The sequence below is a fragment of the Streptomyces sp. NPDC086077 genome (genome assembly GCF_040686175.1).
In the GTDB taxonomy this organism is placed as follows: domain Bacteria; phylum Actinomycetota; class Actinomycetes; order Streptomycetales; family Streptomycetaceae; genus Streptomyces.
The window spans coordinates 24,266-44,914 of record NZ_JBFBJT010000041.1; the positions used below are offsets into that span (position 1 = coordinate 24,266).

Genomic DNA, 20,649 nt, shown 5'->3' on the forward strand with positions numbered 1-20,649 from the left:
CGATCAGAGCGCCGTAAGTGTGGGGATACTCACCGTATGTCTGCCGCGTACGCGACCTTCGGCCTGGCACCGGCGATGCGTGCCGGAGGAGTTCTCGCAGACGGTGGTCACCAGGTGCACCGGGACTTCGTGGACTTCATCGTCGACGGGCGCCCCCTGCTCTTCCAGCTCTCGGACCTGGACGCCGTCTCCCCGCTCGCCTCCGACGTCCCGCCCGCCCTCTTCACCGCCCAGGTACGCAGCCTGCTGCTGGAGGCGGAGGCACCGCTGCCCGACGGGCGGTACGTCATCTACGGCTGCCCCGAGTGCGCGGACCTCGCCTGCGGCGCGGTCACCGCGGTCATCGAGCGCGCCGGCGACGACTACGTGTGGCGGGACTTCGCCTGGCAGACCGCCGAGCAGGCCGACCCGGCGCTGAACGGCTACCAGGGCATCGGCCCGTTCCGCTTCCACGGCGACGAGTACCGCACGGCGCTGCACTCCCTGCTGGACGCCGACGGCCCCGGTGGCCGCCGCCGCGTGCTGCTGATCGGCGCCCGCGTCGCCCTGGTGGCCAAGCTCGCCGCCGCCCTGCGCACCATCGGCATCGGCGCCGACATCACCCTCGACGCCGACGGCGTCCCCGCCGACGAACTGCGCGGCTACGGCGCCGTCGCCTTCGCCCGGGGCGTCGGCGAGGAGCAGCGCGCGGCGGTACGCGGCGCCTTCGAACGCGCCGGGGTCGAGGTGGCCCACGTCGACGGCCTCGCCCCGATCGTCCCGCTGCTCGTCGCCCAGATCGAGCACGCCCTCGACCGCGGCCCCGCCGAACTGCGCCGACTGACACGCCTCGTGACCGCCGACGGCGAGGCGGGCGTCGAGGTCACCTCCGCCTGTCGGGTCCGGCTCACCGCGTACCGCCTCGACCGGCTCTCCCGTACCCACACCCACGAGGTCTTCGACGGCGTGCTCGAACCGGGCCGGCACCGCATCCCGCTCGACGCGAAGGCCGTGCGGGGCGAGTCGTACCTGGTGGCCAGGACGGCGGAAAGCGTGCTGGTGGAGGCGATGGCCCGCTGAGAGACCGAGGCGATGGGCGGACCGCTCGGGCCCACTAGAATCGGCGGTCTGATGACTGCCACCCTCGTCGCCAAGAACCTCGCCGCCGGTCACGGTGACCGCGCGCTCTTCACCGGCCTCGACCTGGTCGTCGCGCCCGGCGACGTGATCGGGCTGGTCGGTGCCAACGGAGCCGGCAAGTCCACGCTGCTGCGGATGCTCGCCGGACTCGCCACCCCGGAGCAGGGCGAGCTGCGCCTGTCCCCGCCCACCGCCACCGTCGGGCATCTGCCGCAGGAACCGGAGGTGGCGGTCCCCCCTGCGCGAGCGAAGTCGGGGTCTGGAGGGAGGCCCGGCGAGTCGGTGCGCGAGTTCCTGGCCCGCCGCACCGGCGTCGCCGAGGCCCAGCGCGCCATGGACGCCGCCACCCAGGCCCTGGTCGACGGCGCACCCGGCGCGGACGACGCCTACGCCATCGGCCTGGAGCGCTGGCTCGGCCTCGGCGGCGCCGACCTCGACGAGCGCGCCGAGGAGGTCGCCGACTCGCTCGGCCTCGCCGTCGGCCTCGACCGGCCCATGACGTCCCTCTCCGGTGGCCAGGCGGCCCGCGCCGGACTCGCCTCCCTGCTGCTCTCCCGCTACGACATCTTCCTGCTCGACGAGCCCACCAACGACCTCGACCTCGACGGCCTGGAGCGCCTCGAACGCTTCGTCGGCGGCCTGCGCGCCGGCACGGTCGTCGTCAGCCACGACCGCGAGTTCCTCACCCGCGCTGTCACCAAGGTCCTCGAACTCGACCTCGCCCAGCAGCAGATCACCCTCTACGGCGGCGGCTACGCGGCCTACCTGGAGGAGCGCGACGTGGCCCGCCGGCACGCGCGCGAGGAGTTCGAGGAGTACGCCGACAAGAAGGCGGCCCTCCAGGACCGGGCGCAGATGCAGCGTTCCTGGATGGACAAGGGCGTGAGGAACGCCCGGCGCAAGGCGGGCAACGACAACGACAAGATCGGCCGCAAGTTCCGCAGCGAGGCCAGCGAGAAGCAGGCCGCCAAGGCCCGGCAGACGCAGCGCATGATCGAGCGGCTGGACGTGGTCGACGAGCCGCGCAAGGAGTGGGAGCTGCGCATGGAGATCGCCTCGGCGCCCCGCTCCGGCGCGGTCGTGGCGACCCTGCGCGACGCCGAGGTCCGGCGCGGCGACTTCGCGCTCGGCCCGGTGTCCCTCCAGATCGACTGGGCGGACCGGGTCGCGGTCACCGGCGCGAACGGAGCGGGCAAGTCGACGCTGCTCGGAGCGCTCCTCGGCCGCGTCGCGCTCGACGCCGGGCACGCCGCGCTCGGCTCGGGCGTGCTGGTCGGCGAGGTCGACCAGGCCCGCAAGCTGTTCCACGGCCCGGAGACCCTGCTCGACGCGTTCCAGCGGGCGGTGCCCGACACCGAACCGGCCGAAGTGCGCACCCTCCTGGCCAAGTTCGGTCTGAAGTCGGACCATGTGCTGCGCCCGGCCGCCACCCTCTCGCCCGGCGAGCGCACCCGCGCCGCCCTCGCCCTCCTCCAGGGCCGTGGCGTCAACCTGCTGGTCCTCGACGAGCCGACCAACCACCTCGACCTGCCCGCCATCGAGCAACTGGAGTCGGCCCTCGACGCCTACACCGGCACACTGCTGCTGGTCACCCACGACCGCCGGATGCTGGACGCGGTCCATGTCACCCGTCGGTTGGAGGTCGCCGACGGCAAGGTGACCGAGCGCTAGCGAGGCGTCAGCCGCGACGCGAGCTCGGGGTAGTCGACGACGAGGCCGTCCGCGTCGAAGTCCAGGTCGCTGCGGAAGTCACCCGACGCGAACCGCACCCGCCCGCCGCCGCCGCCGGTGGCGGCGAGGTGCGTGTAGGTCTGCACCGACGGCCGTACGGCCAGATCCGGTACCGACACCCAGGCCATCAGGAACTCCCGTTCACCGGCGGCCCGGTGCAGCCCGTACCGGAGCACGGGCATGGTGTTGGTCAGGGGACACAGGCCCAGGTCGCAGTCGAGCGCCCCGTGTACCTCCGGAAACGGCTGGCCGTCGGCGGTCCACTCGCCCCGCCCGTCGTGCCGCAGATCGAGGGTCCGCGTGACCTCGGAGGTCTCGGTGGTCACCCGCAGCCGCCGGGTCACGTACCCGTCGCGGGTTTCGAGCTCGTACGACACCCAGTACGGCTCCGGATCCGTCCCCACCGCCCGACCCCGCGCCCGCAGGGTCTCCCCGTCGAACGCGACCCAGGCGGTGCCGTACCCATGACTCGCCATGACGTCCCAGGTCACCGCACGCGAAGTGGTCATGCCGCCACCCTATGGGGGCGGGAACGGGGAACCTCCCCCCCACGACACGCGCCACCGCACCAAGCCCACGGAAACCGGGCCCGCGTGGACGGTGCGGCACGACCTGGGAAGGTCCGGGCCCGCGCTCTCGCGAAGGCCCGGGCCGCCCGACTCAGCCCCGGCCGCCCTTCTTGGGATCGAGCAGTCCCGCGCGGCGCAGGGCGTCGGCCATCGCGCTGTTCGCCGGAGCCGGTGCCTGACGGGCACCACCGGCCCCCTGGCGACCGCCACCGCCCTGCCGCTGCTGCGGCGGGCGCTGACCCCGCTGCGGGCGGCGCTCGCCGGCACCCCGCTCCTGGGGCGCCGCCTCGTCGTCCAGACGCAGGGTGAGGGAGATCCGCTTGCGCGGAATGTCGACGTCGAGGACCTTCACCTTGACGATGTCGCCCGACTTGACGACGTCCCGCGGGTCCTTGACGAACGTCTTCGACATCGCGGACACGTGCACCAGACCGTCCTGGTGGACCCCGATGTCGACGAACGCCCCGAACGCGGCCACGTTGGTGACCACACCCTCCAGGACCATCCCCGACTCGAGGTCGGCGAGCTTCTCGACGCCCTCCTTGAAGGTGGCCGTCTTGAACGCCGGGCGCGGGTCACGCCCCGGCTTCTCCAGCTCCTTGAGGATGTCGCCGACCGTCGGCAGACCGAACGTCTCGTCCACGAAGTCCTGCGGCCTCAGCGACCGCAGCACACTCGTGTTGCCGACCAGCGCGGCCACCTCCTGGCCGGTGGTCTTCACCATCCGCCGAACGACGGGGTAGGCCTCGGGGTGCACGCTGGACGCGTCCAGCGGGTCGGCGCCGCCCCGGATCCGCAGGAAGCCCGCGCACTGCTCGTACGCCTTGGGCCCGAGCCGCGCCACGTTCTTCAGCTCGGAACGGGACGTGAACGGGCCGTTGGCGTCCCGGTGGGCCACGATGTTCTCCGCGAGTCCGGAGGAGATGCCCGACACGCGCGAGAGCAGCGGCGCGGACGCGGTGTTGACGTCGACACCCACGCCGTTCACACAGTCCTCGACCACCGCGTCCAGCGAGCGCGACAGCTTCACCTCGGACAGGTCGTGCTGGTACTGGCCGACCCCGATAGACTTCGGATCGATCTTCACCAGCTCGGCGAGCGGGTCCTGGAGCCGACGCGCGATCGACACGGCGCCGCGCAGCGACACGTCCATGTCGGGCAGCTCCTGCGAGGCGAAGGCGGAGGCCGAGTACACGGACGCGCCCGCCTCGGACACCATCACCTTGGTGAGCTTCAACTCCGGGTGCTTGGTGATGAGTTCACCGGCGAGCTTGTCGGTCTCGCGGGAGGCCGTGCCGTTGCCGATCGCGACCAGCTCGACCGCGTGCTCCTTGGCCAGCCGGGCCAGCTTGGCGATCGCCTCGTCCCACCGGTTGGCCGGGACGTGCGGGTGGATGACGTCGGTCGCGACGACCTTGCCGGTGGCGTCCACGACGGCCACCTTCACCCCCGTACGGAAACCGGGGTCCAGGCCCAGCGTGGCGCGCGTACCGGCCGGAGCGGCGAGCAGGAGGTCCCGCAGGTTCGTCGCGAACACCCCGACCGCCTCGTCCTCGGCGGCCGTGCGCAGCCGCAGACGGAGGTCGATGCCCAGGTGGACCAGGACACGGGTCCGCCAGGCCCAGCGGACCGTGTCCGTCAGCCACTTGTCGCCGGGGCGCCCACGGTCGGCGATCCCGAACCTGCCGGCGATGATCCTTTCGTACGACGAGGGCCCCTCCGTCGGCTCCTCCGGTTCCAGGACGAGGTCGAGGACGTCCTCCTTCTCACCCCGCAGCATCGCGAGGATCCGGTGCGAGGGCAGCTCGGTGAACGGCTCGGCGAAGTCGAAGTAGTCCGCGAACTTGGCGCCGGCCTCCTCCTTGCCCTCCCGTACCTTCGCGGCCAGCCGTCCCCGCGCCCACATGCGCTCCCGCAGCTCACCGATCAGGTCGGCGTCCTCCGAGAACCGCTCGGTGAGGATCGCCCGGGCGCCGTCCAGGGCGGCCTGCGCATCCGCCACGCCCTTGTCCGCGTCCACGAACGCGGCCGCGGCCGCGAGGGGCTCGACGGACGCGTCGCCGAGGAGCCCCTCGGCCAGCGGCTCCAGACCTGCCTGCCGGGCGATCTGCGCCTTCGTCCGCCGCTTGGGCTTGTAGGGCAGGTAGATGTCCTCCAGGCGTGCCTTGGTCTCCGCGGCCCGGATCTGCGCCTGAAGTTCATCGGTGAGCTTGCCCTGCTCGCGCACCGACTCCAGGATCGCCGTCCGCCGCTCCTCCAGCTCCCGCAGATAGCGCAGCCGCTCCTCGAGCGTGCGCAGCTGCGCATCGTCGAGCATCTCGGTCGCTTCCTTGCGGTAGCGGGCGATGAAGGGCACCGTAGAACCGCCGTCGAGCAGCTCCACGGCAGCCTTGACCTGCCGCTCCCGTACGCCGAGTTCCTCGGCGATCCTGCCTTCGATGGACCCTACGAGGGGTGTCGTCACGATCCCGTACCGCCTTCTCCACTTCGGGTTGCGCGGCAATTGTGGCAGGTGACACCGACAACAGGGGACCAGGGCGGGAAGTGGCGGGGCGGCGGTTCTCAGACCCGGCGCGCGCCACGCCGTCCGGACCCGGAAGCGCCGCCCAGGAGGCGGGCCACGGCCCGGAACGGCAGCGTCACTACCGTGGCGACGGCGCCGCCGATCTGGCGCAGGACATCCGCGATGGCACGGAACACGTCGTTCCCCTTTCGTCGGTGGTGTTGCCTGTCTCTCGTCCCCCGGCGCATCAGGTCTGCGCCGGGCGGACGCCCTCCGAGTACCTCGTCCTTCGCGGCCCATGCCGATCAAGGCGGTGGCAGGAAAGGTGGGAAGCTCGTCATTGCGGCCCTGCGGCAACACGCGAAGAATCGCCGGTATGGCGCAGCGAACCGTTCTGGTCGTCCTCTTCGACGGCGTACAGAGCCTCGATGTCACCGGGCCCGTCGAGGTCTTCGCGGGGGCCGAGCAGCACACGCCCGGGTCGTACCGCATCCGTACCGCCTCCCTGGACGGCGGCCCGGTCCGCGCCTCCAGCGGACTGACCCTCGTACCGGATCAGGCGCTCGTCGACGCTCGCGACCCGCACACCCTCGTGGTGCCCGGCGGGCGCGGCACCCGCAGGCCCGACCCGCGCCTGACCGACTGGCTGCGCGAGCGCGGGCCGGGTGCCGAACGGCTCGTCTCCGTCTGCACCGGGGCCATCCTGCTGGCCGAGGCCGGTCTGCTGGACGGCCGGAACGCCACGACCCACTGGGCGTACGCCGCCACCCTCGCCCGCGACCACCCGTCCGTACGGGTGGACGCCGACCCCATCTACGTCCGGGACGGACACGTCTCCACCTCGGCCGGCGTCACCTCGGGCATCGACCTGGCCCTCGCCCTGGTCGAGGAGGACCTGGGACGCGACACGGCCCTGACCATCGCCCGGCACCTGGTGGTCTTCCTGCGCCGCCCCGGCAACCAGTCCCAGTTCAGCGCCCAGCTGGCCGCCCAGACCGCGCGGCGCGAACCGCTGCGCGAGGTCCAGCGGTGGATCACCGAGCACCCGGCCGGTGAGCTGACCGTCGAGGCCCTCGCGGCGCGCGCCAGCCTCTCGCCACGCCACTTCGCCCGCGCCTTCCGCGCCGAGACCGGCATGACACCCGGCCGCTACGTGGACCGCGTCCGCCTCGAACACGCCCGCCGCCTGCTGGAGGACACCTGCGACGGCGTTCAGGAGATATCCCGCACCAGCGGTTACGGCACCCCGGAAGCCATGCGCCGCGCCTTCGTCAACGCCCTGGGCACATCCCCGGCCGAATACCGCCGGCGTTTCCGCCCGGCCCCGGCCCCATGAGGCTCCGCCACCCACCGAAAGGCCTGCCATGCAGATCGCCCTGCTCGTCTACGACCGGTTCACCGCCCTCGACGCCGTCGGCCCCTACGAGATCCTTTCCCGGATCCCGGACGCCGAGACCGTTTTCGTCGCCAAGGAGGCGGGCCCCGTCCGTGCCGACACCGGAGCGCTCGCCCTCACCGCCGACAAGGCGCTCGACCAGGTCCCCGGTCCGGACCTCGTGGTCGTGGCCGGAGGCCCCGGCCAGAGCGCCCTGATGGACGACGAGGCCGTACTGGACTGGCTGCGCGCCGTGGACGCCACCAGCACCTGGACGACCTCCGTGTGCACCGGTTCCCTGCTGCTCGCCGCGGCCGGCCTGCTCACCGGGCGGCGTGCCACCTCACACTGGCTCGCCCTCGACCAGCTCCGGCCGTTCGGGGCCGAACCGACCGGGGAGCGGGTCGTCTTCGACGGAAAGTACGTCACCGCCGCCGGCGTCTCCTCCGGCATCGACATGGCGCTCGCCCTGCTCGGCCGGATCGCGGGTGACGACCACGCCCAAGCCGTCCAACTGGCCACGGAGTACGACCCGCAGCCGCCCTACGGCGCCGGGTCCCCGCACAAGGCGCCCGCGCACATCGTCGAGGCCCTGCGCGCCCGGAGCCGGTTCATCCTGAGGCAGGCACCGTCCAGGTGAAGCGCGGCTCCCGCCGCTCCAGGAACGCGGCGACGCCCTCCGCCGTGTCGGCGTTGCCGCGCGCGTGCACGGCCCAGTGGGCGTCCCGGTCGGTGCGCCCGTCGGCGAACTCCTTCGCCGACGCCTGCGTCAGCTGCGAGCGGGAGACCAGGATCCGGGTGAACTCGGCCACCCGCTTGCCGAGTTCACCCTCGGGGAGCACCTCATCGACCAGCCCGGTGCGCAACGCCCGGCCGGTGTCGATCAACTCGCCCGAATACAGCAGGTACTTGGTCGTGGCCGGACCCACCAGCGACACCAGCCGCCGGGTCGCCGAGGCCGGATACACGATCCCCAGCCTCGCCGGTGTCACCCCGAACAGCGCGCCCTCCTGCGCGAACCGCAGATCACAGGCCGCCGCGAGCTGCGCCCCACCCCCCACACAGTGCCCGCGGACCGCCGCCAGCGTCGGTTTGGGAAACGCGGCGAGCGCCTCCTCGGCCAGCACGGACAGCCCCTGAGCCTCGGCGGGCGACTCCCGCAGCGTGGAGATGTCGGCGCCCGCGCAGAACGTGCCGCCCTCACCCGTCAGTACCAGGGCCCGTACCCCGGGGTCGGCCGCCAGCGTGGCCAGCAGCGGAGGCAGCGCCCGCCACATCTCGGCCGTCATGGCGTTCCGCTTGGCCGGATGGGCGATGACGACCGTGGCGACCGAATCGGCGACACCGTGCAGCAGCTGGGGCTCCATGTGCCGGATGCTAGCCGTACCCCCGCTCACTACGATCGACGAGGGGGCCCTGAGAGGAGGCGGCAGCCGATGGCCAGGACCGCGAAGGACGAGAAGGCGAAACTGCGGCGCGGCTTCGGCCGGCTGGTCGCGCTGGGCGTGCTGCTGGTCCTCGGCGGTCTCGTCGGGCTCGTGTACACCGGCGTGGCCACCCTGACGTCCATGCTGCTGTTCGGCTGGCTGCTGCTCATCGGTGGCGTGGTCGGACTGCTGCACGCCATCGAGGGACGCGGCAGCAACTTCTTCTGGCTCGCGGCGATCGTCGCGGCCCTGAACATCGCGGCGGGTGTCGTGATCCTGAAGAGCCCCGAGGCCGCCGCCGACGCCCTGACCATGTTCGCCGCCCTGCTGTTCCTCACCGCAGGGCTCTTCCGGCTGGTGGGCGGCCTGGTGGTGCGCGGAGCGCAGTTCGGCTGGACGCTGCTCCTGGGCGCCTTCGACCTGCTGCTGGGCATCGCGGTGCTGGGCTCCTGGCCGAGCAGCAGCCAGTACGTCATCGGCACGTTCATCTCGCTGGCCCTGCTCTTCGACGGCCTGGGCCTGATCGCCACCGGCTTCGGCGGCCGCCGGGTCGTCGGCATGGTGGAGGACGCCACCGACGCCGGCGAGGGCACTCAGGGCGCCCAGGAGGACACCACGAAACCCGTACAAGCCGAATAGTTCGTAAAGTCGGCACCGGCGGGACAGGATGCAGTCCCACAACTGACGGGGTCATACGCCAACGGTCAGAAGCGTTCGATAGTCGCTGACTTCTGTTCAGTCCTCCGGTGGGGAGCGGTCCGGTACCAACACTCGACGTGTGGTGACAATCGAGCACAAGGGTGGCGACCGGACCATGGACGACCACGGGCGCGGGCCCGCCCCACGCCCCGAAGGCGGCACAGACGCACCCGTCGAGCCGAGGACGCGCGATCCACTGCCCTACGAGGGCGTATGGCGGTTCACCGCCCCCGCGATCGACGCCTCGGTCCCCCAGGCCCGGCACGCGGTACGGGATCTGCTCCTGCGTCAGCGGGTGCCGGTCACGGACGAGGTGCTCCAGGGACTGCTGCTGATCGTCTCCGAGCTGGTCACGAACGCCGTACGGCACGCGGCGGTGCTCTCGCCGGTGCTCGCCGTGGAGGTCGCCGTCGGCGCCGAGTGGGTGCGGGTGTCCGTCGAGGACAACCACCCCTACCGCCCGACCGCCCTGGAGACCGACCACGGCCGGACCGGTGGCCGGGGCCTGCTGCTGGTGCGGGAGATCACCCGGGAGGTGGGTGGGGTGTGCGACGTCGAGCACACGGCGAGCGGCGGCAAGGTGATCTGGGCCGCCCTGCCGCTCAACCCCGGAAGGCTGATCTGAGGCTCACCAGCCCTCGGACGGACCGGTCAGCTCCCTGATCGCGGGACGGGCCGCGTCCAGCACCGTCATGAACCAGGCCGAGAAGGTGTCCTTGGCGTGCCGGTCCGTCAGCTCGCCCGGCGTGACGAACGCCGTGGCGTGCACCTCCTCCGGGTCCGGCCTCAGCGGTGCCTGTACCAGTCCCACGAAGAGGTGGTTGTACTCCTGCTCCACCAGGCCCGAGGCGGGGTCCGGGTGGTTGTAGCGCACGGTGCCCGCCTCGGCGAGCAGCGACGGGGAGACACCGAGCTCCTCGAACGTCCGCCGGGCCGCCGCGGCGAAGGGGGCCTCGCCGGGGTAGGGGTGGCCGCAGCAGGTGTTGGACCACACACCGGGGGAGTGGTACTTGCCCAGGGCCCGCTGCTGGAGCAGCAGACGGCCGTACTCGTCGAAGAGGAACACCGAGAACGCCCGGTGCAGCTGACCCGGTGGCTGATGGGCGGCGAGCTTCTCCGCGGTACCGATCGTCGCGCCGTTCTCGTCGACCAGTTCCAGCAGGATCGCTTCCGCGGTGCCGTTCGACGAGCTGTGCGTCGCGGTGGCAGGTGTGATCGGCATACCCATCCTTCGCCTCGTTCCTCGCGCCCCAGTCTGCCGTACGAATCCGGCACTCCAGGCACTTCCCGGCGCGTCGGCACCGGAAGAGGGCCCCGGAAGGTGATCGTGCCCGGCTCACGGAGAAGGAACCATCCGCTACGGGCTGTACAGGAAGTCGCCGGGGCGCGCGGCGGCGCGACGCGCTCCGGAGGCTCCGGCGACGGCCGGTCCCGCCTCGGGCGGGCTTGTGTGCGCCGCCCCGGCGCTCAGTGGCACAGTCTCGGCTCGTGTTCCGCGTGGCCGCTCGGTTCCAGCTGGAACGTGCAGTGCTCCACGTCGAAATGGTGGCCCAGGCAGCCCTGGAGCTCGTGGAGGATCTTCTCGTGCCCTATCGCGTTCAGGACGTCGGAACGGACGACGACGTGCGCGGACAGCACCGGCATGCCCGAGGTGATCGTCCAGGCGTGCAGGTCGTGCACGTCCTCCACCCCGTCGAGCTCCAGTATGTGCGTGCGCACCTGCGCCATGTCGACGCCCTTGGGGGCCGACTCCAGCAGCACGTCGAGCGTCTCGCGCAGCAGCTTCAGCGTGCGCGGCACGATCATCAGGCCGATGACCAGCGAGGCGATCGGGTCGGCGGCCTGCCAGCCGGTCGTGAGGATCACCGCCGCCGAGATCAGCACCGCGACCGAGCCCAGCGCGTCGGCGGCGACCTCCAGGAACGCGCCGTGCACGTTCAGGCTCTCCTTCTGACCTCGCATGAGCAGCGTGAGCGAGATCATGTTCGCGATCAGACCGATCGCGCCGAACACGATGGTCAGCCCGCCCTCGGTGGCGGCCGGCGTGACGAACCGCTGGATCGCCTCGTAGAGCACATAGCCGCCGACCCCGAGCAGCAGCAGACAGTTGGCGAGCGCGGCGAGGATCTCGGCACGCGCGAACCCGAAGGTCCGGTTGGCGCTGGCCGGCAGGTTGGCGAAGTGGATCGCCAGCAGCGCCATGCCCAGACCGAGCGCGTCGGTTGCCATGTGCGCGGCGTCGGCGATCAGCGCGAGGGAGTCCGCGAGCACGCCGCCGACGACCTCGACCACCATGACGGTGAGCGTGATGCCCAGCGCGATCCGCAGCCGGCCACGGTATGCCGCGGCGGCCGTACCGGTGACCGGCGCGCCGTGCGCGTGCCCGTGGTCGTGCCCTGCCCCCATGAAAGCCGCCTCCTGCAATCGGGTCCGGACCCCAGTCAACTACGGGTGGGGGGTATCCGGCAACGCGGCACTGAACACCGTTGTCATGTGCCCTGACCTGCGGAAACGACCGGCAGGTCAGGGCGCTGCGGTGATCGGGAAGGCGCTCAGCGGCCGTGGTGGAGCCGCCACCCCCGCCATGCCGATTCGACCATCTCGGGTACTCCGCGCCGAGCGGCCCAGCCCAGCTCCGAGGCGGCCCGCGCGGCCGAGGCGACGGCACGCGGCGCGTCCCCGGGCCGGCGCGCCTCGACGACGGCGGGACGCGCGTCGCCGGTCACCTCGCCGATCAGGGTGACCAGCTCACGTACCGAGACACCCTCGCCGCGGCCGATGTTCACGGTCAGGTCGCCCGAGGCCTCGGGCACCGACAGCCGCCGGGCCGCCGCGAGGTGCGCGTCGGCGAGGTCGGCGACATGGATGTAGTCGCGCACGCAGGTGCCGTCCGGCGTCGGGTAGTCGTCGCCGAAGATCCGCGGGGCCTCGTCGCGCGTCAGCCGGTCGAAGACCATGGGGACCACGTTGAACACGCCGGTGTCGGCCAGCTCCGGCGCGGCCGCGCCCGCCACGTTGAAGTAGCGCAGGCACACCGTGGCGATGCCGTGTGCCCGGCCCGCCGCGCGCACCAGCCACTCACCGGCGAGTTTGGTCTCGCCGTAGGGGCTCATCGGGGCGCACGGTGTGTCCTCCGTGATGAGTTCCACATCGGGGTTGCCGTAGACGGCCGCGGAGGAGGAGAAGAGGAAGCGCCCGATCCCGGCGCCGGCGACCGCGTCCAGCAGGGTCGCGAGACCGCCGACGTTCTCCTCGTAGTAGCGCGTGGGCTGTGCGACGGACTCGCCGACCTGCTTGCGCGCCGCGAGATGCACCACACCCGTCACCGCGTGCTCGGCGAACACCCGCTTCAGCAGTTCGGCGTCCCCGGCCGCGCCCCGCACCAGGGGCACGTCCGCCGGGAGCCGCGCGGGCACCCCGGCGGAGAGGTCGTCCAGCGCGACGACGCGCTCCCCGGCCTCCGCCATGACCCGCGCCACATGCGCTCCGATGTATCCGGCACCGCCGGTGATCAGCCATGTCATGGTGGCCCACCCTAATCCCGGTCGACGCCCGCCCCGGCCCGGTCCTGTGTCCCGTATGCCATGCTTGCCCGCTTCCGGGAGCCCGATCTTGTACGCCGGCCCGGGCATCCCCGATGATGATCGCCGCGGAGGTGCCTGCAGACCGTGTCGACCGGACCGTTAACGGCCGGTGAACACGGGCTTCCTATCATCCGATAGCCTCTGCCGACATGCCGTCCGCCGGTGCAGCTCCGTCTGCCCCAGAGGGCGCCCCACCATGCACGCGACCGGCGCGGAAACGCCGGCCACCAGGGAGTGAGTTCGGTTGCCGACCGCCATCCTCACCGGTCAGCCGGTCCCCGGATCGTCGATCGAGGGCGATCTGCGGTCGCTCGGCTTCGAGGTGCGCATCGCCGCCGACCCCGCCGAGACCGAGACCCTCCTCGCCCAGGTGCCGGGCGACCAGCGCGTCGCCGTGGTCGACGCCCGCTTCGTCGGCCATCTGCACGCACTGCGCCTCGGCCTCACCGACCCGCGCTTCCCGCTCGCCGCGATCCCCGGCGCCGTCACGGCCCAGCCCGCCGGCCGTCAGGCCCTGACGCGCGCGCTGGCCCGTGAGACCTCCGCCCAGGGGGCGCTGCTGGTCGACAGCCTCCCCGACCGGATCACCGGCACGCTGGACACGGACGTGCACCGGCCCGAGCTCGGCAGCCTGGTCGCCGTCGTGCCCGCCGACCCGCAGGCCCGCAACGAGGCCCGGCAGGCCGTCGCCGCCGTCGACGACGAGGCCGTACGCCTGAAGTCGGCGGTCAAGTCGCGCGACGGCTTCTTCACCACCCACTTCATCAGCCCGTACTCCCGCTACGTCGCCCGCTGGTGCGCCCGGCGCGGGCTGACCCCCAATCAGGTCACCACCGCCTCCCTGCTCACCGCCCTGATAGCGGCGGGCTGCGCGGCCACCGGCACCCGCGGCGGGTTCGTCGCGGCCGGCGTGCTGCTCATCGCCTCCTTCGTGCTGGACTGCACCGACGGCCAACTGGCCCGCTACTCCCTGCAGTACTCCACCCTCGGCGCCTGGCTGGACGCCACCTTCGACCGCGCCAAGGAGTACGCCTACTACGCGGGCCTCGCCCTCGGCGCCGCCCGGGGCGGCGACGACGTGTGGGCCCTCGCCCTCGGCGCGATGATCCTGCAGACCTGCCGGCATGTCGTCGACTTCTCCTTCAACGAGGCGAACGTCGGAGATCCGTCCGCCACCGCCAACACCAGTCCTACCGCCGCATTTTCTGACAAATTGGACAGTGTCGGCTGGACGGTGTGGGTGCGCCGGATGATCGTCCTGCCGATCGGTGAACGCTGGGCGCTGATCGCCGTGCTCACGGCCCTCACGACCCCGCGCATCACCTTCTACGTGCTGCTCATCGGCTGCGCGTTCGCCGCGAGCTACACCACGGCGGGCCGCGTCCTGCGGTCGCTGAACCGCAAGGCCGTGCGAACCGACCGCGCGGCACGGGCGCTGGCCGATCTGGCGGACAGCGGGCCCCTGGTGGAACTTCTCACACGCAAGGCGCGCGTAGCCGCGGCGCCCCTCTGCGCGGCCGTCGGCGGTCTCCTCGTCGTGACCTCCGCCGCACTCCTGGGCGCGACCTGGCCGACCCTGCTCGCCGCGCTCGCCTACGTCGCGCTCTCCGCGGCCGCCGTCTCACGCCCCCTCAAAGGCGCGCTGGACTGGCTGGTTCCGCCCTTCTTCCGGGCCGCCGAGTACGGGACCGTGCTGACCCTGGCGGCTGAATCGGAGGTGAACGGGGCACTTCCCGCGGCTTTCGGGCTGGTTGCGGCCGTCGCCTACCATCACTACGACACGGTCTACCGCATCCGTGGCGACGCGGGTGCGCCCCCGCACTGGTTGGTGCGGGCGATCGGGGGGCACGAGGGCCGGACGCTGGTGGTCGTGGTGCTCGCCGTGGTGCTGACCGCCGCGCAGTTCACGGTCGCGCTCACGGTCCTCGCCGTGGCCGTCGCCCTGCTGGTGCTCCTGGAGAGCATCCGGTTCTGGGTGTCCGCCCATCGACAGGGCGCACCCGCCGTACACGACGAAGGAGAACCCGCATGATCGGCCTCGTGCTGGCGGCCGGCGCCGGCCGGCGTCTGCGCCCCTACACCGACACCCTGCCCAAGGCGCTGGTGCCGGTGGGGCCCGCGGGCGACGAGGACGGTCCCACGGTGCTCGACCTCACCCTCGCCAACTTCGCCGAGATCGGCCTGAGCGAGGCCGCGATCATCGTCGGCTACCGCAAGGAGGCCGTGTACGCCCGCAAGGCCGAGCTGGAGCGCAAGTACGGCCTGAAGCTCACGCTCATCGACAACGACAGGGCCGAGGAGTGGAACAACGCCTACTCCCTGTGGTGCGGGCGTGACGCGCTCAAGGACGGCGTGATCCTCGCCAACGGCGACACCGTCCACCCGGTCTCCGTCGAGCGGACGCTGCTCGCCGCGCGCGGTGAGGGCAGGCGGATCATCCTCGCCCTCGACACCGTGAAGTTGCTGGCCGACGAGGAGATGAAGGTCGTCGTCGACCCCGAGCAGGGCGTCCGGAAGATCACCAAGCTGATGGACCCGGCGGAGGCCACCGGCGAGTACATAGGCGTCACCCTCATCGAGGGCGACGCCGCCCCCGAACTGGCGGACGCCCTGCGGACCGTCTGGGAGAGCGACCCCCAGCAGTTCTACGAGCACGGCTACCAGGAGCTCGTCGACCGCGGCTTCAAGATCGACGTGGCCCCGATCGGCGACGTGCCGTGGGTCGAGATCGACAACCACGACGACCTGGCCCGGGGACGGGAGATCGCGTGCCGGTACTGACCAGGCTCGTTCCGACTCCGGTCGTCGTGGACATCCGCCCGGGTGCCCTCGACGACCTGGCCGGCGTGCTCGCCGACGAGCGCATATCGCACTCCGGCAGGCTCGCCGTCGCCGTCAGCGGCGGCTCCGGCGCCCGGCTGCGCGACCGCGTCGCTCCCCAACTGCCCGGCGCCACCTGGTACGAGGTGGACGGCGGCACCCTGGACGACGCGGTGCGGCTGGCGAGCGACATGAAGACGGGCCACTTCGACGCGCTCGTCGGACTCGGCGGCGGCAAGATCATCGACTGCGCCAAGTTCGCCGCGGCACGCGTCGGCCTCCCGCTGGTCGCCGTGCCGACGAACCTCGCGCACGACGGCCTGTGCTCTCCGGTCGCGACCCTCGACAACGACGCCGGACGCGGCTCGTACGGCGTGCCCAACCCGATCGCCGTCGTCATCGACCTGGACGTCATCCGCGAGGCCCCGGTCCGCTTCGTCCGGGCCGGTATCGGCGACGCGGTCTCCAACATCTCCGCGATCGCCGACTGGGAGCTCGCCCACCGCGTCAAGGGCGAGAAGATCGACGGCCTCGCCGCGGCGATGGCCCGCCAGGCCGGCGAAGCGGTGCTGCGGCACCCGGGTGGCATCGGCGACAACGACTTCCTCCAGGTGCTGGCCGAGGCCCTGGTCCTCAGCGGTATCGCCATGTCGGTCTCGGGCGACTCCCGCCCGTCCTCCGGTGCCTGCCACGAGATCAACCACGCCTTCGACCTGCTCTTCCCCCAGCGGGCGGCCGCGCACGGCGAGCAGTGCGGACTGGGCGCGGCCTTCGCCATGTATCTGCGCGGCGCGCACGAGGAATCGGCGTACATGGCCGAGGTGCTGCGCCGGCACGGGCTGCCGGTGCTGCCGGAGGAGATCGGCTTCACCCCGGACGAATTCGTCCGGGTCGTGGAGTACGCCCCGCGGACCCGGCCCGGCCGCTACACGATCCTCGAACACCTCGACCTGCAAACCCACCAGATCAAGGACACCTACGCCGACTATGTCAAGGCCATCGGTAGCTGAACTCCGCCCCGTCGTCCACCCCGCCGGGGTGAAGGACCGGCGCAGCGGTGAGCACTGGGCGGGACGCCTCTACATGCGTGAGGTGTCTCTGCGGATCGACCGCTACCTGGTGAACACCAGGGTCACGCCCAACCAGCTCACGTACCTGATGACCGTCTGCGGCGTGCTCGCGGCCCCCGCCCTGCTGGTGCCGGGCATCCCGGGCGCCGTGCTCGGCGTGGTGATGGTCCAGCTGTACCTGCTGCTGGACTGCGTCGACGGCGAGATCGCCCGCTGGAAGCAGCAGTTCTCGCTGGGCGGCGTCTACCTGGACCGGGTCGGCGCCTACCTCACCGACGCGGCCGTGCTCGTCGGCCTCGGCCTGCGCGCCGCCGACCTGTGGGGCAGCGGCCGCGTCGACTGGCTGTGGGCCTTCCTCGGCACCCTGGCCGCCCTCGGCGCGATCCTGATCAAGGCGGAGACCGACCTCGTCGGCGTCGCCCGGCACCAGGGCGGGCTGCCGCCGGTCAAGGAGGCGGCCTCGGAGCCGCGCTCCTCAGGCATGGCGCTGGCCCGCCGGGCCGCCGCCGCGCTCAAGTTCCACCGGCTGGTCCTCGGCATCGAGGCGTCGCTGCTGATCCTGGTCCTCGCGATCCTCGACGCGAGCCGCGGCGACCTGTTCTTCACCCGGCTCGGCGTCGCCGTGCTCGCCGGGATCGCGCTGCTCCAGACACTGCTGCACCTGGTGTCCATCCTCGTTTCGAGCAGGCTCCGGTGAGCCCCGGGACGCGGGTCGGGGCCGTCATCATCACGATGGGCAACCGGCCCGAGGAACTGCGCGCGCTGCTGGAGTCGGTCGCCAAGCAGGACGGCGACCCGATAGACGTCGTGGTCGTCGGCAACGGCTCACCGGTGCCCGAGGTCCCCGCCGGAGTGCGTACCGTCGAGCTGCCGGAGAACCTCGGCATCCCGGGCGGCCGCAACGTCGGCATCGAGGCGTTCGGCCCCAGCGGGCGTGACGTCGACATACTGCTGTTTCTCGACGACGACGGCCTGCTCGCCCGCGCCGACACCGCCGAGCTGTGCCGCGAGGCCTTCGAGGCCGACCCCCGGCTCGGCATCGTCAGCTTCCGTATAGCCGACCCCGACACCGGCGTCACCCAGCGCCGCCACGTCCCCCGGCTGCGGGCCTCCGACCCGATGCGCTCCTCGCGCGTCACCACCTTCCTCGGTGGCGCCAACGCGGTCCGCACCCGGGTGTTCGCCGAGGTCGGCGGCCTGCCCGACGACTTCTTCTACGCGCACGAGGAGACCGACCTGGCCTGGCGCGCCCTCGACGCGGGCTGGCTGATCGACTACCGGTCGGACATGGTGCTCTACCACCCGACGACCGCGCCCTCGCGGCACGCCGTCTACCACCGCATGGTCGCCCGCAACCGCGTCTGGCTCGCCCGCCGCAACCTGCCGGCCGCCCTCGTCCCGGTCTACCTGGGCATCTGGCTTGCCCTCACGCTGCTGCGCCGCCCCTCGCGGCCGGCCCTGCGGGCATGGTTCGGTGGCTTCCGGGAAGGCTGGAGGTCCCCCTGCGGGCCCCGCCGGCCCATGAAGTGGCGTACGGTGTGGCGGCTGACTCGACTGGGCCGACCTCCTGTCATCTGACAAGCTCGTCCCTGAGAGCATTCGGGGCGTAACGCTCGGCTCCCGGCCGCTGCCCAGCCCGCACAGGCTGCGCATCTCGAAGACGAAAGTTTCGACTAGTGAGTGAGACCACACACGACGGCACAGTCGCGGTGACCGCGCCCGTGTCACCCGACGAGGGTTTGTCCGCGGCTGAGCTCGCCGCGAAGTACGGCCTGACCGTGAGCGGCGCCCGCCCCTCCCTCGTCGAGTACGTCCGCCAGCTCTGGGACCGTCGTCACTTCATCCTCGCGTTCTCGCGGGCGAAGCTGACCGCCCAGTACAGCCAGGCCAAGCTCGGCCAGCTCTGGCAGGTCGTCACGCCGCTGCTCAACGCGGCCGTGTACTTCTTCGTCTTCGGCGTGATCCTGGAGGCCGACCGGGGCATGCCGCGGGAGGTGTACATCCCGTTCCTCGTGACGGGTGTTTTCGTCTTCACCTTCACGCAGAGCTCGGTGATGGCGGGCGTCCGCGCGATCTCCGGCAACCTCGGCCTGGTGCGCGCCCTGCACTTCCCGCGTGCCTCGCTGCCGGTCTCCTTCGCGCTCCAGCAGCTCCAGCAGCTGCTCTTCTCGATGATCGTGCTGTTCGCCGTGACCTGCGTCTTCGGCAGCTACCCGGATCTGTCCTGGGTGCTGATCGTGCCGGCGCTGGCGCTGCAGTTCTGCTTCAACACCGGCCTCGCGCTGATCATGGCCCGGGCCGGCTCCAAGACCCCGGACCTGGCGCAGCTGATGCCGTTCGTGATGCGGACGTGGATGTACGCGTCCGGTGTCATGTACTCCATCCCGATCATGCTGGCCGACAAGCCGTCCTGGATCGCCAACATCCTCCAGTGGAACCCGGCCGCGATCTACATGGACCTGATGCGCTTCGCGCTGATCGACGGCTACGGCTCCGAGAACCTCCCCGACCATGTCTGGGCGATCGCCGGCGGCTGGGCGGTGCTGTTCGCCCTGGGCGGCTTCGTGTACTTCTGGAAGGCGGAGGAGAGGTACGGCCGTGGCTGACCATACGACCGAGGAACGCATCCCCACCGTCGTCGCGGACGACCTGCACATCGTCTACCGCGTCAACGGCGCGAAGTCCGGCAGGGGCAGCGCCACCGCCGCCCTCAGCCGCATCGTCAAGCGTCGCGAGGACCGCGGGGTGCGCAAGGTGCACGCGGTGCGCGGTGTCTCGTTCGTCGCGTACCGGGGCGAGGCCATCGGCCTGATCGGCTCCAACGGCTCCGGCAAGTCGACCCTGCTGCGTGCCATCGCCGGACTGCTGCCCGCCGAGAGCGGCAAGGTCTACACCGACGGCCAGCCCTCGCTGCTCGGTGTGAACGCGGCCCTGATGAACGATCTGACCGGTGAGCGCAACGTCATACTGGGCGGACTCGCGATGGGCATGACCCGTGAGCAGGTCAAGGAGCGCTACCAGGAGATCGTCGACTTCTCCGGCATCAACGAGAAGGGCGACTTCATCACGCTGCCGATGCGGACGTACTCCTCCGGCATGGCCGCCCGCCTGCGGTTCTCGATCGCGGCCGCCAAGGACCACGACGTCCTGATGATCGACGAGGCGCTGGCCACCGGCGACCGCAAGTTCCAGAAGCGCTCCGAGGAGCGCATTCGCGAGCTGCGCAAGCAGGCCGGTACGGTGTTCCTGGTCAGCCACAACAACAAGTCGATCCGGGACACCTGCGACCGCGTGCTGTGGCTGGAGCGTGGCGAACTGCGCATGGACGGACCCACGGGCGAGGTCCTGAAGGAGTACGAGAAGTTCACGGGTAAGTAGACAGCCGTTCAGGGCCCTGCCGGAACTGCTCCGGCGGGGCCCTGCGTCATCGGCGAAGGGCCCTTGTGCCGGCCGCAAAGGAAGCGTCAACTCTGGCCGACCGTAGGAATCTTGAAGCCAATCGGTGTGTTCTTGTGATGCGCGGGACACCCCCTCGGTCCGCGCCGCGTTGTACAACGTAAGCTGTACCAGCGCCGAAACACGGCAAGTAGGGCCATAATGCGCGACACCCTCCAAGGTGATAGCCGCCTGAACGCATGGCGGCGTGTCCGAAATAGTGTGAATTGGGTCGGCAGTGTAGAACGGGAGATGTGACGGCAATGGCTACGGAAACTCCCCAGCTCCGCGAAGCATGTGCCGTCCCCGCCCTGGGA

Annotated in this window: 20 protein-coding genes; 13 read left to right on the forward strand and 7 right to left on the reverse strand. The window is 71.5% G+C overall.

Going from position 1 to position 20,649, the window contains the following annotated elements; translation table 11 throughout:
• The first annotated feature begins 36 nt into the window (after positions 1 to 36).
• Positions 37 to 1,059 carry an oxidoreductase gene (locus AB0O67_RS14645; protein WP_365449817.1) on the forward strand — a complete coding sequence of 341 codons (1,023 nt, stop codon included), beginning with the start codon at positions 37 to 39 and terminating at the stop codon, positions 1,057 to 1,059.
• Between the two features lie 51 nt (positions 1,060 to 1,110).
• Positions 1,111 to 2,790, forward strand: a complete 1,680-nt coding sequence (locus AB0O67_RS14650) for an ABC-F family ATP-binding cassette domain-containing protein (protein WP_365449819.1) — start codon at positions 1,111 to 1,113, stop codon at positions 2,788 to 2,790.
• Here the strand turns inward: AB0O67_RS14650 and AB0O67_RS14655 are convergent.
• From AB0O67_RS14655 to AB0O67_RS14665, 3 genes are all read right to left on the reverse strand, one after another.
• Complete coding sequence (locus AB0O67_RS14655) at positions 2,787 to 3,359, reverse strand: putative glycolipid-binding domain-containing protein (RefSeq protein ID WP_365449821.1); 573 nt, start codon at positions 3,357 to 3,359, stop codon at positions 2,787 to 2,789. The two genes, AB0O67_RS14650 and AB0O67_RS14655, sit on opposite strands and share 4 nt — an antisense overlap.
• A gap of 151 nt (positions 3,360 to 3,510) precedes the next feature.
• The gene (locus AB0O67_RS14660) at positions 3,511 to 5,883 is read right to left on the reverse strand and encodes a Tex family protein (protein ID WP_365449823.1); all 2,373 of its coding nucleotides are present in this window, start codon (positions 5,881 to 5,883) and stop codon (positions 3,511 to 3,513) included.
• Between the two features lie 98 nt (positions 5,884 to 5,981).
• Positions 5,982 to 6,119 carry an LPFR motif small protein gene (locus AB0O67_RS14665; protein ID WP_218512358.1) on the reverse strand — a complete coding sequence of 46 codons (138 nt, stop codon included), beginning with the start codon at positions 6,117 to 6,119 and terminating at the stop codon, positions 5,982 to 5,984.
• A gap of 179 nt (positions 6,120 to 6,298) precedes the next feature.
• Here AB0O67_RS14665 and AB0O67_RS14670 point away from each other — a divergent pair, with 179 nt between their 5' ends.
• Both AB0O67_RS14670 and AB0O67_RS14675 read left to right on the forward strand, forming a co-directional pair.
• Positions 6,299 to 7,258: a GlxA family transcriptional regulator gene (locus tag AB0O67_RS14670; protein WP_365449826.1), complete on the forward strand. Its 960-nt coding sequence runs from the start codon at positions 6,299 to 6,301 to the stop codon at positions 7,256 to 7,258.
• Between the two features lie 28 nt (positions 7,259 to 7,286).
• Positions 7,287 to 7,937 carry a DJ-1/PfpI family protein gene (locus tag AB0O67_RS14675; RefSeq protein WP_365449828.1) on the forward strand — a complete coding sequence of 217 codons (651 nt, stop codon included), beginning with the start codon at positions 7,287 to 7,289 and terminating at the stop codon, positions 7,935 to 7,937.
• Here AB0O67_RS14675 and AB0O67_RS14680 read toward each other — a convergent pair.
• Entirely contained in the window at positions 7,909 to 8,664 is a 756-nt protein-coding gene (locus AB0O67_RS14680) for an enoyl-CoA hydratase-related protein (RefSeq protein WP_365449830.1), read from the reverse strand. The genes AB0O67_RS14675 and AB0O67_RS14680 overlap by 29 nt on opposite strands.
• A gap of 69 nt (positions 8,665 to 8,733) precedes the next feature.
• On the opposite strand from AB0O67_RS14680, the gene AB0O67_RS14685 reads away from it, so the two are divergent.
• Both AB0O67_RS14685 and AB0O67_RS14690 read left to right on the forward strand, forming a co-directional pair.
• Positions 8,734 to 9,363, forward strand: a complete 630-nt coding sequence (locus AB0O67_RS14685; RefSeq protein ID WP_365449832.1) for a DUF308 domain-containing protein — start codon at positions 8,734 to 8,736, stop codon at positions 9,361 to 9,363.
• 175 nt (positions 9,364 to 9,538) lie between these two features.
• Complete coding sequence (locus AB0O67_RS14690) at positions 9,539 to 10,048, forward strand: ATP-binding protein (protein ID WP_365449868.1); 510 nt, start codon at positions 9,539 to 9,541, stop codon at positions 10,046 to 10,048.
• 3 nt (positions 10,049 to 10,051) lie between these two features.
• Here AB0O67_RS14690 and idi read toward each other — a convergent pair whose 3' ends face one another.
• From idi to galE, 3 genes are all read right to left on the reverse strand, one after another.
• The gene (gene idi, locus AB0O67_RS14695) at positions 10,052 to 10,645 is read right to left on the reverse strand and encodes an isopentenyl-diphosphate Delta-isomerase (protein WP_365449834.1); all 594 of its coding nucleotides are present in this window, start codon (positions 10,643 to 10,645) and stop codon (positions 10,052 to 10,054) included.
• A gap of 245 nt (positions 10,646 to 10,890) precedes the next feature.
• Positions 10,891 to 11,829 (reverse strand): cation diffusion facilitator family transporter, encoded by a 939-nt coding sequence (locus AB0O67_RS14700; protein ID WP_365449836.1) that lies wholly within the window; start codon positions 11,827 to 11,829, stop codon positions 10,891 to 10,893.
• A gap of 146 nt (positions 11,830 to 11,975) precedes the next feature.
• Positions 11,976 to 12,947, reverse strand: coding sequence for a UDP-glucose 4-epimerase GalE (gene galE / locus AB0O67_RS14705; protein WP_365449838.1), 972 nt, complete (start codon positions 12,945 to 12,947; stop codon positions 11,976 to 11,978).
• 304 nt (positions 12,948 to 13,251) lie between these two features.
• On the opposite strand from galE, the gene AB0O67_RS14710 reads away from it, so the two are divergent.
• The 7 genes from AB0O67_RS14710 to AB0O67_RS14740 all read left to right on the forward strand — a co-directional run bounded on the left by AB0O67_RS14710 (position 13,252) and on the right by AB0O67_RS14740 (position 20,275).
• Positions 13,252 to 15,039 (forward strand): DUF5941 domain-containing protein, encoded by a 1,788-nt coding sequence (locus AB0O67_RS14710; RefSeq protein ID WP_365449840.1) that lies wholly within the window; start codon positions 13,252 to 13,254, stop codon positions 15,037 to 15,039.
• A complete protein-coding gene (locus AB0O67_RS14715; RefSeq protein ID WP_365449842.1) occupies positions 15,036 to 15,788 on the forward strand; it encodes a phosphocholine cytidylyltransferase family protein in 753 nt (250 codons plus the stop codon). Before AB0O67_RS14710 ends, AB0O67_RS14715 begins: the two co-directional genes overlap by 4 nt.
• On the forward strand, positions 15,776 to 16,837 hold the full coding sequence (locus AB0O67_RS14720; RefSeq protein ID WP_365449844.1) for an iron-containing alcohol dehydrogenase family protein: 1,062 nt from the start codon (positions 15,776 to 15,778) through the stop codon (positions 16,835 to 16,837). The genes AB0O67_RS14715 and AB0O67_RS14720 overlap by 13 nt, the downstream gene beginning before the upstream one ends.
• A complete protein-coding gene (locus AB0O67_RS14725; RefSeq protein WP_365449846.1) occupies positions 16,815 to 17,594 on the forward strand; it encodes a CDP-alcohol phosphatidyltransferase family protein in 780 nt (259 codons plus the stop codon). Before AB0O67_RS14720 ends, AB0O67_RS14725 begins: the two co-directional genes overlap by 23 nt.
• 35 nt (positions 17,595 to 17,629) lie before the next feature.
• Positions 17,630 to 18,475, forward strand: a complete 846-nt coding sequence (locus AB0O67_RS14730; protein ID WP_365449870.1) for a glycosyltransferase — start codon at positions 17,630 to 17,632, stop codon at positions 18,473 to 18,475.
• Between the two features lie 98 nt (positions 18,476 to 18,573).
• A complete protein-coding gene (locus AB0O67_RS14735; protein ID WP_365449848.1) occupies positions 18,574 to 19,503 on the forward strand; it encodes an ABC transporter permease in 930 nt (309 codons plus the stop codon).
• Positions 19,496 to 20,275 carry an ABC transporter ATP-binding protein gene (locus AB0O67_RS14740; RefSeq protein ID WP_365449850.1) on the forward strand — a complete coding sequence of 260 codons (780 nt, stop codon included), beginning with the start codon at positions 19,496 to 19,498 and terminating at the stop codon, positions 20,273 to 20,275. Before AB0O67_RS14735 ends, AB0O67_RS14740 begins: the two co-directional genes overlap by 8 nt.
• Positions 20,276 to 20,649: the final 374 nt, after the last annotated feature.